General features: G+C 67.5%; 11 protein-coding genes. 3 read left to right on the top strand and 8 right to left on the bottom strand.

Annotation, left to right across the window (positions count from 1 at the left end; translation table 11 throughout):
- Nucleotides 1-326: 326 nt before the first annotated feature.
- A complete protein-coding gene (locus tag H0U68_RS02005; RefSeq protein ID WP_296352489.1) occupies nt 327-1,253 on the bottom strand; it encodes a hypothetical protein in 927 nt (308 codons plus the stop codon).
- Nucleotides 1,254-1,388: 135 nt separating this feature from the next.
- On the opposite strand from H0U68_RS02005, the gene alaS reads away from it, so the two are divergent.
- The 3 genes from alaS to H0U68_RS01990 all read left to right on the top strand — a co-directional run bounded on the left by alaS (nt 1,389) and on the right by H0U68_RS01990 (nt 6,033).
- Nucleotides 1,389-4,013, top strand: coding sequence for an alanine--tRNA ligase (gene alaS, locus H0U68_RS02000; protein ID WP_296352488.1), 2,625 nt, complete (start codon nt 1,389-1,391; stop codon nt 4,011-4,013).
- Between the two features lie 5 nt (nt 4,014-4,018).
- Entirely contained in the window at nt 4,019-4,867 is an 849-nt protein-coding gene (locus H0U68_RS01995) for a dienelactone hydrolase family protein (protein WP_296352487.1), read from the top strand.
- A 74-nt stretch (nt 4,868-4,941) separates the two neighbouring features.
- Nucleotides 4,942-6,033, top strand: a complete 1,092-nt coding sequence (locus tag H0U68_RS01990; protein WP_296352486.1) for an IS630 family transposase — start codon at nt 4,942-4,944, stop codon at nt 6,031-6,033.
- A gap of 4 nt (nt 6,034-6,037) precedes the next feature.
- Here the strand turns inward: H0U68_RS01990 and aspS are convergent, their stop codons facing one another.
- The 7 genes from aspS to H0U68_RS01955 all read right to left on the bottom strand — a co-directional run.
- Complete coding sequence (gene aspS / locus H0U68_RS01985) at nt 6,038-7,849, bottom strand: aspartate--tRNA ligase (RefSeq protein ID WP_296352485.1); 1,812 nt, start codon at nt 7,847-7,849, stop codon at nt 6,038-6,040.
- Nucleotides 7,850-7,890: 41 nt separating this feature from the next.
- Nucleotides 7,891-8,499, bottom strand: a complete 609-nt coding sequence (locus tag H0U68_RS01980; protein ID WP_296352484.1) for a DUF502 domain-containing protein — start codon at nt 8,497-8,499, stop codon at nt 7,891-7,893.
- 20 nt (nt 8,500-8,519) lie between these two features.
- Nucleotides 8,520-8,861 (bottom strand): FmdB family zinc ribbon protein, encoded by a 342-nt coding sequence (locus H0U68_RS01975; protein ID WP_296352483.1) that lies wholly within the window; start codon nt 8,859-8,861, stop codon nt 8,520-8,522.
- 111 nt (nt 8,862-8,972) lie between these two features.
- A complete protein-coding gene (locus tag H0U68_RS01970; protein ID WP_296352482.1) occupies nt 8,973-10,445 on the bottom strand; it encodes a sodium:solute symporter family protein in 1,473 nt (490 codons plus the stop codon).
- A gap of 54 nt (nt 10,446-10,499) precedes the next feature.
- The gene (gene ubiB / locus H0U68_RS01965) at nt 10,500-12,068 is read right to left on the bottom strand and encodes a ubiquinone biosynthesis regulatory protein kinase UbiB (protein ID WP_296352481.1); all 1,569 of its coding nucleotides are present in this window, start codon (nt 12,066-12,068) and stop codon (nt 10,500-10,502) included.
- The gene (locus H0U68_RS01960; RefSeq protein WP_296352480.1) at nt 12,065-12,643 is read right to left on the bottom strand and encodes a hypothetical protein; all 579 of its coding nucleotides are present in this window, start codon (nt 12,641-12,643) and stop codon (nt 12,065-12,067) included. The genes ubiB and H0U68_RS01960 overlap by 4 nt, the downstream gene beginning before the upstream one ends.
- Before the next feature lie 15 nt (nt 12,644-12,658).
- On the bottom strand, nt 12,659-13,452 hold a 794-nt coding region (locus tag H0U68_RS01955), incomplete at its 5' end, for a Tim44-like domain-containing protein (RefSeq protein ID WP_296352479.1).

Below are 13,452 nucleotides of genomic sequence, written 5' to 3'. Positions count from 1 at the left end.
ACCCCAAACCATTCATCTGGACAGCCAGTGCTTCGGACATCCTGGCCAAGGTCACCAGAGCCAAGGCTGCATTGGCTGCGATCTCACGATAAGTACAGAACAGAGGCGCGCACCACACTAGCGAGGTCATCAATGCCTCGCTCCATTCTGTGATTTGTGTCGGCACGGAGCAACCTCTGAAAAAGATAGTGAGGCGGCCACTGTCTCGCGCGGCCATGTCTCATTTCGTGGGACGGCCACGGGGCACCATGTAGGAGGCGCCGCTCCTGCTGTCGGGCTTGTGTCGGACTTGTGACGCGGCCATTCGGCCCTAAGGCCGAGCCACCTCAGCCCAAGGCATTCAGCATTGCACGCGTGTAGCTCAGCATATCCACGCTGCCGCAGGGCGCGGGGTCCGGCTTTTCGCGCTGGTCGGCTGCGTAGTCGATGATCTGGTCCAGCGTCCAGAGAAAGCCGCCGCCCACGCTCGGCTGGCCTTTGTATTGCGACAGCATCTGCTGCATCGCGGGCGGGCAGTCGCCGGCCCAGTACCAGTCGGCGGGATTGGCCGAGATCTTGGCCAGGAAGCGGCTCCAGTCGCTGACCAGGAGAAAGCCCGTGGTGTCGAATCCGGGGATCGCGGCCGCGATCGCCTGCGCCCACTGGCCCGGATCGTTACCGCTCCCGCCGTCGTAGCACTGCAGGTTCCACCACTTCACCGCGCCGGGGTGGCTGGCGGTCATGGTTTGCAGCGCGTCGGTCCAGAACGGCATCTTCCTGTAGGGGCAGAAGGTCAGCCCGTAGCCCATGCGCGCCAGCATCTGGCAAAACGAGATGAAGGACGGCAGGTCGTAGTTGTCCTCCACGTCCATGTCGATCAGCGTGATCGCCGGCAGCGCCTCGTGGAAGGCCTTGAAGTTGGCCTCCAGCATGGTGCCCTTGAACGAGTTGCCGTTGCCCTCATAGATCGCCTGCAGGGTGGCGAAGTCGACCACGCCGCCGCCGCCCACGCTGGCCAGCAGCGTGCCGATGGTGTTGCCGCCGCCCGGTGCCGACAGTTGCGCCAGCAGTGCGGGCCAGGACGGATCGCCCACGTAGCGGCCTTCGGCAACGACGTCGGTGCCGTTGAAGACGATGGTGCCGTTGGTCCGGATGTGGAACAACCCCAGGATGATGCTGGTCCAGCCGGCCGACTGGATCGCGGCCATGTTGGTCTTCAGCGTGGGGGCGTACAGGATGCCCTCGCCGTAGGCGGCGATGTTCAGCGTGCGCATTGCGTTGTCTCCCTGGTGTGACGCACCAGGGTACACGGACGAGGGTCAAGGCCTGAAACCTATAATCGAATGTTCAGTCGCATCAAGCATTTGCGCGATTCCGGCGGTGCGCCGGGCGCGGTCTCGTCCCAATCCATGAGCACTCCGAAATTCACCGTCGCCGACATCCGCCAGACCTTTCTTGATTTCTTCAAGGACAAGGGCCACGCGGTGGTCGCCTCCAGCCCGCTGGTGCCGGGCAACGACCCGACCCTGATGTTCACCAATTCGGGCATGGTGCAATTCAAGGACGTGTTCCTCGGCACCGACAAGCGCCCGTACGTGCGCGCGGCGTCCGTCCAGGCGTGTCTGCGCGCCGGCGGCAAGCACAACGACCTGGAGAACGTGGGCTACACGGCGCGCCACCACACCTTTTTCGAGATGCTGGGCAACTGGAGCTTCGGCGACTACTTCAAGCGCGAGTCGCTCAAGTGGGGCTGGGAGCTGCTGACGCAGGTGTACAAGCTGCCGGCCGACAAGCTCTGGGCCACCGTCTACATCGACGACGACGAGGCCTACGACATCTGGACCAAGGAAATCGGCCTGCCGCCCGAGCGCGTGGTGCGCATCGGCGACAACAAGGGCGCGCGGTACGCCAGCGACAACTTCTGGATGATGGCCGACACCGGCCCCTGCGGCCCGTGCTCTGAAATCTTCTACGACCACGGCCCCCACATCCCGGGCGGCCCGCCCGGCAGCCCCGACGCTGACGGCGACCGCTACATCGAGATCTGGAACCACGTGTTCATGCAGTTCGACATGCAGCCCGACGGCTCGGTCAAGCCGCTGCCCGCGCCCTGCGTGGACACCGGCATGGGCCTGGAGCGGCTGGCGGCCATCCTGCAGCACGTGCACAGCAACTACGAGATCGACATCTTCGAGGCGCTGATCGCCGCCGCCGGCCGCGAGACCGGCACCGCCGACCTGGGCAACCCGTCGCTGCGCGTGATCGCCGACCACATCCGCGCCACCGCGTTCCTGGTCGCCGACGGCGTGATCCCGTCCAACGAAGGCCGCGGCTACGTGCAGCGCCGCATCATCCGCCGCGCCATCCGCCACGGCTACAAGCTGGGCAGGAAAACGCCGTTCTTCCACAAGCTGGTGCCCGACCTGGTCAAGCTGATGGGCGAGGCCTATCCGCATTTGGCCAAGGCGCAGCAGCGCATCATGGAAGTGCTGAAGGCCGAGGAAGAGCGCTTCTACGAGACGCTGGAAAACGGCATGGACATCCTGGACGCCGCGCTTGCCGGCGACCAGAAGGTGCTGCCCGGCGACGTGGCCTTCAAGCTGCACGACACCTACGGCTTTCCGCTGGACCTGTCGGCTGACGTCTGCCGCGAGCGCGGCCTGAGCGTGGACGAAGCGGGCTTCAACGCCGCCATGGAAAAGCAGAAGGCGGCGGGCCGCGCGGCGGGCAAGTTCAAGATGGACCGCGGCCTGGAATACGCCGGCGTGAGCAACGTGTTCACGGGCTACGAAAAGTTGGAAGAAGAAGCCAAGGTCGTCGCCATCTACGTGGACGGCACGCCGTCGCAGGCATTGGAAAGTGGCCAGACCGGTGTGGTGGTGCTGGACACCACGCCCTTCTACGCCGAGAGCGGGGGCCAGGTCGGCGACCAGGGCGTGCTGCAAGGCGCGGGCGGCCGCTTCGACGTGGACGACACGCAGAAGATCAAGGCCGACGTGTTCGGCCACCACGGCACGCTGGCGGTGGGCACGCTGAAGGTGGGCGACCACGTCACGGCCAAGGTGGACCTGTTCCGCCGCCAGGCCACCATGCGCAACCACAGCGTCACGCACCTGATGCACAAGGCGCTGGCCGACGTGCTGGGTGGCCACGTGCAGCAGAAGGGCTCGCTGGTCGACGCCGACAAGACGCGCTTCGACTTCACGCACAACGCGGCCGTCAGCGCGGAGCAGATCCGCGACATCGAGCAGCGCGTGAACGCCGAGATCCTGGCCAACCAGGCCACGCATGCGCGCGTGATGGACATCGACGCGGCCAAGGCCACCGGCGCCATGATGCTGTTCGGCGAGAAGTACGGCGAGACGGTTCGTGTGCTGGACATCGGCAACAGCCGCGAGCTGTGCGGCGGCACGCACGTGTCGCGCACCGGCGATATCGGTTTGTTCAAGGTGCTGAGCGAAGGCGGCGTGGCCGCGGGGGTGCGCCGCATCGAGGCCGTGACCGGCGCCAACGCGCTGGCCTACCTGCAGCAGCTGGAAAGCACCGTGGGCGCGGTGGCCGGCGCATTGAAGACACCGGCGGCCGAACTGCAGGGCCGCGTGGCCCAGGTGCTGGACCAGGTCCGCGCGCTGGAAAAGGAAGTGGCCCAGCTCAAAGGCAAGCTGGCGTCCTCGCAGGGCGACGAGCTCATCGCGCAGGCGGTCAGCGTCAAGGGCATCAAGGTGCTGGCGGCGCGGCTGGAAGGCGCGGACGCCAAGACGCTGCGCGACACCATGGACAAGTTGAAGGACAAGCTCAAGAGCGCGGCCATCGTGCTGGCGGCGGTGGACGGCAGCAAGGTGCAGCTGGTCGCCGGCGTCACGGCCGACAGCATGGGCAAGGTCAAGGCCGGCGAGCTGGTGAACTTCGTCGCCCAGCAGGTCGGCGGCAAGGGCGGCGGCAAGGCCGACATGGCCATGGCCGGCGGCACCGACGCCAGCAAGCTGCCGGCGGCGCTGCTCTCGGTGCAGGCCTGGGTGGCGGAACGGCTCTGAAGCGCATGCACGCGCTGCCCATCGTCCTGGCGTCCACGGCGTGGCTTGCCGCGCATGGTGCGGCATCCGCGGCAGCGCCCATGGTGGCGACCTTCCGCAGCCTGGACGGCACCTTGCTCAGCGCCCAGGTGGTCCTGCCGGCGGGCGCGGCCAAGGGAACGGTGGTGGCCCTGCACGGCTGCGGCGGCCTGTTCGCCGCGCAGGGCACGCGCAAGGGCGGGCTGAACGCGCGTCACCAGGGCATGGCGGACTTCCTGGTGGCCGAGGGCTACGCGGTGGTGTTCCCGGACAGCCTGACGCCGCGCGGCGAGAAAGAGCTGTGCACGCAGAAGATCGGGCAGCGCGCCGTCGGACAGGTGCAGCGCCGTGCCGACGCGCTGGCGGCGGTGGCCTGGGCAGCCGCGCAGCCATGGACGCCGTCGCAGCGCGTCGCCCTGCTGGGCTGGTCGCACGGTGGCAGCGCGGTGCTGGGCAGCACCGACGCGCGCCGCGCCGACGTGACTGCGCAGGCCGTGCGGCCGGCAGTGGCCGTGGCGTTCTACCCCGGCTGCAGCGCCGCGCTGCAGGCCGGCTATCGCCCCAGCACACGCCTGGTACTGATGCTCGGAGAAAAGGACGACTGGACCGCGCCCGGCCCCTGCGTGGAGTTGGGGCGCGCGACGAATGCCGAAGTGAACCTGTACGCCGGCAGCTACCACGACTTCGACAACCCGGTGGGCAAGGTGCGGCTGCGGCACGACGTGCCCAACGGCGTGAACCCCGGCCAGGGCGTGCACGTGGGCGCCAACCCGCAGGCGCGCGCGCAGTCCTATGGGCGGCTGCTGCAGCTGCTTGCTGAAGCTTTCCAGCGCTAGCTACTGTCCTGTCCCGTAAATAACAGGCATTAATCGTGCTTGCTCTTGCGGTATCTTTCGAGCGGAGATACGCAATGAGAACGGGCAGGCCAAAGGCGGATTTGATCTTGTCGGACGAGGAGCGTTCGCAGCTGCAGTCGTTTGCTCGCAGCCGCTCGTTGCCAGCCGCACTGAGTACGAGGGCACGCATTGTGCTGAGCAGCGCCGACGGCCAGGCGAACACCTCGATCGCCGAGCGCCTGCAACTCACAAAACAGACGGTGGGCAAGTGGCGAACGCGCTTCATCCACAGGCGCATCGCCGGCCTGTACGACGATATGCGGCCGGGCAAGCCTCGCTCGATCGACGATGAGCGCGTGGCGCAGCTGATCAAGACGACGCTGCACACCAAGCCGGCCGATGGCGCCACGCACTGGAGCGTGCGTTCGGTGGCTGGCCAGACCGGCATCTCCAAGACCAGCGTGCAACGCTACTTCCAGCTGTTCGGCCTGCAGCCACATCGCAGCGAGGGCTTCAAGCTGTCCAACGATCCGTTTTTCATCGAGAAGCTGCGCGACGTGGTGGGCCTGTACCTGAGCCCACCGGACAACGCTCTGGTGATCTGCGTCGATGAAAAGAGCCAGTGCCAGGCGCTGGAGCGTACGCAGCCGATGTTGCCCATGGGCTTCGGCTATGTCGAAGGCGTCACGCACGACTACAAGCGCCACGGCACCACGACGCTGTTTGCGGCGCTGAACGTGCTTAATGGCGCCGTGCTGGCCACGTGCAAGCCGCGCCATCGGCATCAGGAGTTCCTGTCGTTCCTGCGCGAGATTGACAAGGCCGTGCCCATCGAGCTGGACGTGCACTGCATCGTGGACAACTACGCCACCCACAGTCATCCGAAGATCAAGGCGTGGCTCGCTGCCAGGCCGCGCTGGCACATGCACTTCATCCCGACCTACAGCTCCTGGCTCAATCAGGTCGAGCGCTTCTTCGCAATGATCACCGACAAGGCCATTCGTCGCGGCTCGTTCACCAGCGTCAAGCAACTCGTGCAGCGCATCGACCATTTCGTCAACGCTCACAACCAAAACTGTCAGCCGTTCAAATGGACTGCGACCGCCGATTCGATCCTTGAAAAGCTGCATCGACTTTGCTCACGTATTATCGGGACAGGACACTAGTGGATCACGCCGGCATGGTGTTGCGCAACCGGATGTGCAGTTCGCGCAGCTGCTTCTCGTCGACCGCGCTGGGCGCCTGGGTCAGCAGGCACTGGGCGCGCTGGGTCTTGGGGAAGGCGATCACGTCGCGCAGCGACTCGGCGCCCGCCATCAGCATGACGAAGCGGTCCAGGCCGATGGCGATGCCGCCGTGCGGCGGCGCGCCGTACTGCAGCGCGTCCAGCAGGAAGCCGAACTTCAGCTGGGCTTCCTCGGCGTCGATCTTCAGCGCGCGGAACACCTTGCTTTGCACTTCCTCGCGGTGGATACGCACCGATCCGCCGCCCAGCTCAATGCCGTTGAGCACCGCGTCATAGGCCTTGGCCACGCACAGGCCCGGATCCGTTTCCAGCCAGTCCTCGTGGCCGTCCTTGGGCGAGGTGAACGGGTGGTGCACCGCGTTCCAGCGCTGCGCATCGTCGTCGTACTCGAACATCGGGAAGTCCACCACCCACAGCGGGCGCCACTGGCCTTCCACCAGGCCGCGCGCCTTGCCGAACTCGCTGTGGCCCACCTTCACGCGCAGCGCGCCGATGGCGTCGTTGACCACCTTGACGCGGTCCGCGCCGAAGAAGATCAGGTCGCCGTCGCGCGCCGCGGTGCGCTTGAGCAGCTCGCTGATGGCCGCGTCATGCAGGTTCTTCACGATCGGCGACTGCAGGCCCGGCCACCGCGAGGGCCCATCCTGGACCGGGCCCTTGGCGACCTCGTTGACCTTGATCCAGGCCAGGCCCTTGGCGCCGTAGATCTTCACGAACTCGGTGTAGGCGTCGATCTCGCTGCGGCTCATCTCGCTGCCGCCCGGCACGCGCAGGGCCACCACGCGGCCGTCCGGTGCGTTGGCGGGGGCGGAGAACACCTTGAAGTCCACGTCCTTCATCACGTCGGTGAGTTCGGTGAACTCCAGCTTCACGCGCAGGTCGGGCTTGTCGGAGCCGTACAGGCGCATCGCCTCGGAGTGCTTCATCACCGGGAAGGCACCGATCTCCACGCCGATCACGTTCTTGAAGGTGCTGCGGATCATGCCCTCGAACATGGTGCGGATCTCCTCCTCGGTCAAGAAGGAGGTCTCCACGTCGATCTGCGTGAACTCGGGCTGGCGATCGGCGCGCAGGTCCTCGTCGCGGAAGCACTTGGTGATCTGGTAGTAACGGTCGAAGCCGGCCACCATCAGCAGCTGCTTGAACAGCTGGGGCGACTGCGGCAGCGCGAAGAACATGCCGTCGTGCACGCGCGAAGGCACCAGGTAGTCGCGCGCACCTTCGGGCGTGGACTTGGTCAGCATCGGCGTCTCGATGTCGATGAAGCCGTTGGCGTCCAGGAACTTGCGCACCTCCATGCTGACGCGGTAGCGCAGCATCAGGTTGTTTTGCATGTAGGGGCGGCGCAGGTCCAGCACGCGGTGCATCAGGCGCGTGGTTTCCGACAGGTTCTCGTCGTCCAGCTGGAACGGCGGCGTGACCGACGGGTTGAGCACGGTCAGCTCGTGGCACAGCACCTCGATCTTGCCGCTCTTCAGGTTCTCGTTGCTCGTGCCCTCGGGGCGCGCGCGCACCAGGCCCTTGACCTGCACGCAGAACTCATTGCGCAGGCCCTCGGCGGTCTTGAACATCTCCGCGCGGTCGGGGTCGCACACCACCTGCACATAGCCTTCGCGGTCGCGCAGGTCGACGAAGATCACGCCGCCGTGGTCGCGCCGGCGGTTGACCCAGCCGCACAGGGTGACGGTCTGGCCGAGGAAGGATTCGGTCACGAGACCGCAATAGGTGGTACGCATCACAGACGATCACGCGGCGCCTTGCGGCGCGCGCGTCCTTGTTAGAGTTTGGGGCTGTTGGGGGCGACCACGCCCATGGACACGACGTACTTGAGCGCGTCGTCCACGCTCATCTTGAGTTCGATGCAGTCGCTCCTGCGCAGCATCACGAAATAGCCGCCCGTGGGATTGGGCGTGGTGGGCACGTACACGCTCACGTAGTCGCCCGGCAGGTGGTTGACCACGTCGCCGCCGGGCGTGCCGGTGACGAAGGCGATGGTCCACACGTCGGCACGCGGCCACTGCACCAGCACCGCCGTGCGGAACGCGTTGCCGCTTTCGGAGAACAGCGTGTCGGAGACCTGTTTCACGCTGGAATAGATCGAGCGCACCACCGGAATGCGCGAAACGATGGCGTCGCCCAGGATCACCAGGCGCTTGCCCACGAAGTTGCTGGCGACGGCGCCGGCCACCAGCAGGATCAGCAGCATGAGCAGCACGCCGAAGCCGGGAATGTGGATGCCGATCAGCCGGTCGGGCTGCCACGCGTCCGGCAGGATCAGCAGGGTCTGGTCCAGCGTGGTGACGATCCAGTGCAGCACCGCGAGGGTGATCGCCATCGGCACGATGACCAGCAGGCCGGCCAACAGCCATTTGCGCACTGAGAACATGGGGACTTCCGGCTCGCGCGTCAGGTGCCGGATGCGTCGCTCTTGGGCGAGGCGGCGGGGGCAGCCGCGGGCGCGGCGGGCGCGGCGGAATCACTCTTGCCGCTGTCGGCGGGCTTGTCGGCCGGCTTCTCGGTGCCTTTGTCGGCACCCTGGTCGGCCGCCGGCGCCTTGGCGGACGACCCGTTGCGAAAGTCGGTGGCGTACCAGCCCGAGCCCTTGAGCTGGAAGCCGGCCGCGGTCACCTGCTTGGAAAAGCTTTCGGCGCCGCAGGCCGGGCAAACCGTCAGCGGTGCGTCGGAGATTTTTTGCAGCACGTCCTTGGAATGGCCACAGGACCCGCATTTGTACGCGTAGATGGGCATGGGCGTCAGAGGTGTGTTGAAAGCAAAGCCCTCAATTATAGGCGGCAGCCCGGCCTTCACCTCCCAGGCCGCTGCCGACCCTGCCGCCGTGTCCCTCAGCGCTTCAGCGCCTCACTGCGCGCCGCTCAGGCCGGCCACGTGGGAGGTGCGCTCGTGGCGGTTGCGCAGCACCTGCGGCGCCAGCGAACCGATCACCATGCCGGCGAAGGCCGCGACCAGGCCGGCCAGCTGCCCCGGGAACATCTTGCTCAGGGGCTCGTTGATCTGCGGCATGAACAGGACCCAGACCACGATGCCCGCGCCCAGCGAGACGATGGCGCCCTGCGTGGTGGCGCGCTTCCAGTACAGGCCGGTGACCAGCGGCACGAAGGCGGCGACCAGGGTGACCTGGTAGGCCGACGACACCAGGTCGTAGATCGAGGTGCCCTTCATGGCGATGGCGTAGGACAGCACCACGACAGCGAACACCACGATGCTGCAGCGCATGGCGAACAGCTGCTGCCGGTCGTTCATGCCCGGGCGCAGGTTCTTCAGGATGTTCTCGACGAAGCTGGTGGACGGCGCCAGCAGCGTGGCCGACGAGGTGCTCTTGATGGCCGACAGCAGCGCGCCGAAGAACAGGATCTGCATCACCAGCGGCATTTTCGTCAGCACGAAGGTGGGCAGCAGCCGCTGGTAGTCGTCCTTGGCCATGGCCAGCGCGCTGTCGCCCATCACCACCACGGCGCTGGCCACGATGAACATCGGCACGAAGGCGAACAGGATGTAGCTCACGCCGCCGATCACCGCGCCCTTGCGGGCGGTGCCGGCGTCCTTGGCCGACATCACGCGCTGGAACACGTCCTGCTGCGGAATGCTGCCCAGCATCATGGTCAGGCCGGCGCCGATGAAGAAGGCGATGTCGGTGAAGCTGGGCGGCGGCAGGAAATGCCACAGGTCCTTGCTGCCGATCAGGGCGAACACCTTGTCCGAGCCGCCGGCCAGGTCGGCCGAGAAGATGGCGATGATCGACAGGCCGATCACCAGCACGATCATCTGGATGAAGTCGGTCCAGGCCACCGCCAGGAAGCCACCGACCACCACGTAGACCAGCACCGCCAGCGTGCCCACGACCATGCCGGTGGTCTCGGACATCGCGCCGTTGGTGAGCACCGAGAACACCAGGCCCAGCGCGGTGATCTGCGCTGCCACCCAGCCCAGGTAGCTCAGGATGATGGCGCCAGAGCAGAACACCTCGATGCCGCGGCCGAAGCGCTGGCGGTAGAAGTCGCCGATGGTCAGCAGGTTGTGGCTGTACAGGCGCGCCGCGAAGAACAGCCCCACCAGGATCAGGCAGGTGCCGGCGCCGAACGGGTCTTCCACGATGGCGTTGAGGCCGCCCTGCACGAACTTGGCCGGGATGCCCATCACGGTTTCGGCGCCGAACCAGGTGGCGAAGGTGGTGGTCACCACCATGATCAGCGGCAGCCGGCGCCCGGCGATGGCGAAATCGGCGGTGTTCTTGACGCGCGTGCCGGCCCAGACGCCCAGGCCCAGGGTGCCCAGCAGGTACAGCACGACAAACGTGATCAGCGTGTAGTTCATCGAGAGCCCCCAGCCCCGTTTGGGCGAGCGGATTATGCCCGACCGTTGCGCGTGTCAGAAGACGTGGAAACCGCGTACCCACAGCTGCATGACCGCCAGCCCCGCCACGAAGCCGAGTCCGCTGTAGACGATGACCTGCAGCAGCCGGTTGGTGCGCCGCATCTCGCCCAGCAGCTCGCTGAGCTCGGGCCGTGCTTCGTCGCCGCTGCGCTGCAGGTAGCGGTGCAGCAGGTTCGGCAGCTCCGGCAGCACCTTGGCCCAGCGCGGCGCCTGCTCGCGCAACTCCGACCACAGGCGGCGCGGGCCGATCTGGTCGACCATCCAGGTTTCCAGGAACGGCTTGGCGGTGTTCCACAGGTCCAGGTCGGGGTCGAGCTCGCGGCCCAGGCCTTCGATGTTCAGCAGCGTCTTTTGCAGCAGCACCAGCTGCGGCTGGATTTCCACGTGGAAGCGGCGCGAGGTCTGGAACAGCCGCATCAGCACCATGCCCAGCGAAATCTCGCGCAGCGGCCGGTCGAAATACGGCTCGCACACGGTGCGGATCGCCGCCTCGAGCTCGTCCACCCGCGTGCCTGGAGGCACCCAGCCGGACTCCAGGTGCAGCTCGGCCACCCGCTTGTAGTTGCGCCGGAAGAAGGCGGTGAAGTTCTGCGCGAGGTATTCCTTGTCGAACTCGGTGAGCGTGCCGATGATGCCGAAATCCAGCGAGATGTAGCGCCCGAAGGTCCCCGGCTCCAGGCTGACCTGGATGTTGCCCGGGTGCATGTCGGCGTGGAAGAAGCCGTCGCGGAACACCTGGGTGAAGAAGATGGTCACGCCGTCGCGCGCCAGCTGCCGCAGGTCCACCCCGGCGGCGCGCAGCCGCTCGGTCTGGCTGATCGGCACGCCGTTCATGCGCTCCATCACCATCACCTCCGGGTGGCAGAAGTCCCAGACCATTTCGGGGATCAGCACCAGGTTGAGGCCGGCCATGTTGCGGCGCAGCTGCGCCGCATTGGCGGCTTCGCGCACCAGGTCCAGCTCGTCGTGCAGGTACTTGTCGAACTCGGCCACCACCTCGCGCGGCTTCAGGCGCCGGGCGTCGGCCGACAGGCCCTCGACCCAGCCGGCCATCATCCGCATCAGCGCCAGGTCTTTCTCGATCACCGGCAGCATGCCCGGGCGCAGCACCTTCACCGCGACGTCGCGCAGCTTGCCATGGCGGTCGCGCAACGTGGCGAAGTGCACCTGCGCGATCGAGGCGCTGGCCACCGGCACCTGCTCGAAGCTCTCGAAAATGGCGGCCAGCGGCCGGCGGAACGCGCGCTCGATGGTGGCCACCGCCACGGCACTGGGGAACGGCGGCACGCGGTCCTGCAGGCGGGCGAGTTCCTCGGCGATGTCGGGCGGCAGCAGGTCGCGCCGGGTGGACAGCACCTGGCCGAATTTCACGAAGATCGGACCCAGGTGCTCCAGCGCTTCGCGCAGGCGCCGGCCGCGCGGCGCGCGCAGGTCGCGCCCGAAGGTCAGCACGCGGGTGAGGCCGCGCAGCCAGGGCCTCGGAAAGCTGGAGAGCACCAGCTCGTCCAGTCCGTAGCGCAGGATGATCCAGAGGATGAAGACGGCGCGGATCGACCGCGTCATGCGCCCGGCCCTCCGGGGCCTCCGGAGGAAGAGTCGGGCGCCGCCGGCCGCCGGCTTGCCGCGCCGGCGAACTGCCGCAGCGCCTGGCCCATGCGGCGCAGCGCCTGCCCGATGGCATGGGCCGGGGCGTCGCCGAACAGGCGCGACAGGTCTTCCTCGATGTCCCAGCGCACGTGGTCCACCAGCCACTGCACTTCGGCGGCGAGCTGCACGTCGCCGGCGATGCGCACCGGCGGCTTGTCGCCGCGCAGCGCCGACTGGGCCAGGCTCCAGGGCGAGTCTTCGGCCAGCGTGAGGGTGAGGTCGGGTGCGGCGCCCGCCGCGGCCAGTTCGAGCAGCCCAGCGGGCGTGGCGCGCAGCCGCACCGTGAATGCGCGCCAGCGGCCTTCCACCAGCCGGCCGGCCTGGCGCTTGAGCCGTGCCTGCGCTTCGGGTTCCTGCATCAGCACGTGGTTGAGCGTCAGCACCATGCGGCGCTGCGCCTCTTCAACGAGCCAGGGCGGCGGCTGCAGGGCTTCGCCGATCCGGCCCAGCAGGTTGTCGAGAAATGAGGGCGGGGGCGGTGGTGTGGACATGGCCCCCGATTATGGCTACTGCAATGCCTGCAGGCCGGCCACCACCCAGCCGCCGTTGCCGCTCTTGGGCTTGGTCATGTTCCACACCTCGCGGAACGGGCTGGGGCCGGCGGACGGCTCCTCGCGGATCATGCCGGAGAACTCCACGCTGGCCATGTAGGCGTCGCCCAGGTCCTCGATGCCCAGCAGCTGCGCTTCGAGCATCACCACCTCGGTGCGGTTGCCCTGGCCGCTCTGCTGGCGGTCGCGCTCGGCGAGCTGGCCGCGGATTTCCGCCAGCATCTCGTCGGTCATCATCGAGCGCAGCGTGGCCAGGTCGGTGCGGTCCCAGGCGTCCTGCAGGGTCACGAAGTTGCGCTTGGCCGCGGCGACGAAGCCTTCGGTGTCGAAGCCGGGCGGCACGCCCCAGTTCTGCGAACCTTCCAGCGCCGAGCCGCCACCCTGCAGCGCGGAGCCGATGCGCACGCCGCTCTGGCTGCCGGTGCCGGCGGGGTTGGCGTCGAACGCCGTGGTGTTGCGCTCCCACGGCCGCGCCGATGCGTCGTTGCCGACCTTGTCGGGGTTGTACTGGCGTGGAGGCGCCGCCACGTCGGCCGGCGCGCCCTGGTAGGCATAGCCCTGGCCCGCGCCGCGCCGCGAGCGCGCGACGAGGCCGATGACCACCACGCCCAGCAGCACCAGCAGGCCGATCATCAGCACCGAGCCGAAGGCGCCCCCCATGCCCAGGCTGTGCGCCAGCCAGGCCAGGCCCAGGCCGGCGGCCAGGCCACCGAGCATGCCGCCCCAGGGACGGCGCTGCGGCGCCTGTG

Origin of the sequence: Ramlibacter sp., from assembly GCF_013697775.1 — a bacterium.
Taxonomy (GTDB): Bacteria; Pseudomonadota; Gammaproteobacteria; order Burkholderiales; family Burkholderiaceae_C; genus Ramlibacter.
The sequence above is the reverse complement of the archived record's forward strand: the minus strand, read 5'-3'. Positions and strand labels throughout refer to the sequence as shown.

Excerpts from the sequence above, each read along its gene's own strand:
- H0U68_RS02005 (WP_296352489.1), bottom strand. The coding sequence starts at position 1,253 with ATGCGCACGCTGAACATCGCCGCCTACGGCGAGGGCATCCTGTACGCC.
- alaS (WP_296352488.1), top strand. The coding sequence starts at position 1,389 with ATGAGCACTCCGAAATTCACCGTCGCCGACATCCGCCAGACCTTTCTT.
- H0U68_RS01995 (WP_296352487.1), top strand. The coding sequence starts at position 4,019 with ATGCACGCGCTGCCCATCGTCCTGGCGTCCACGGCGTGGCTTGCCGCG.
- H0U68_RS01990 (WP_296352486.1), top strand. The coding sequence starts at position 4,942 with ATGAGAACGGGCAGGCCAAAGGCGGATTTGATCTTGTCGGACGAGGAG.
- aspS (WP_296352485.1), bottom strand. The coding sequence starts at position 7,849 with ATGCGTACCACCTATTGCGGTCTCGTGACCGAATCCTTCCTCGGCCAG.
- H0U68_RS01980 (WP_296352484.1), bottom strand. The coding sequence starts at position 8,499 with ATGTTCTCAGTGCGCAAATGGCTGTTGGCCGGCCTGCTGGTCATCGTG.
- H0U68_RS01975 (WP_296352483.1), bottom strand. The coding sequence starts at position 8,861 with ATGCCCATCTACGCGTACAAATGCGGGTCCTGTGGCCATTCCAAGGAC.
- H0U68_RS01970 (WP_296352482.1), bottom strand. The coding sequence starts at position 10,445 with ATGAACTACACGCTGATCACGTTTGTCGTGCTGTACCTGCTGGGCACC.
- ubiB (WP_296352481.1), bottom strand. The coding sequence starts at position 12,068 with ATGACGCGGTCGATCCGCGCCGTCTTCATCCTCTGGATCATCCTGCGC.
- H0U68_RS01960 (WP_296352480.1), bottom strand. The coding sequence starts at position 12,643 with ATGTCCACACCACCGCCCCCGCCCTCATTTCTCGACAACCTGCTGGGC.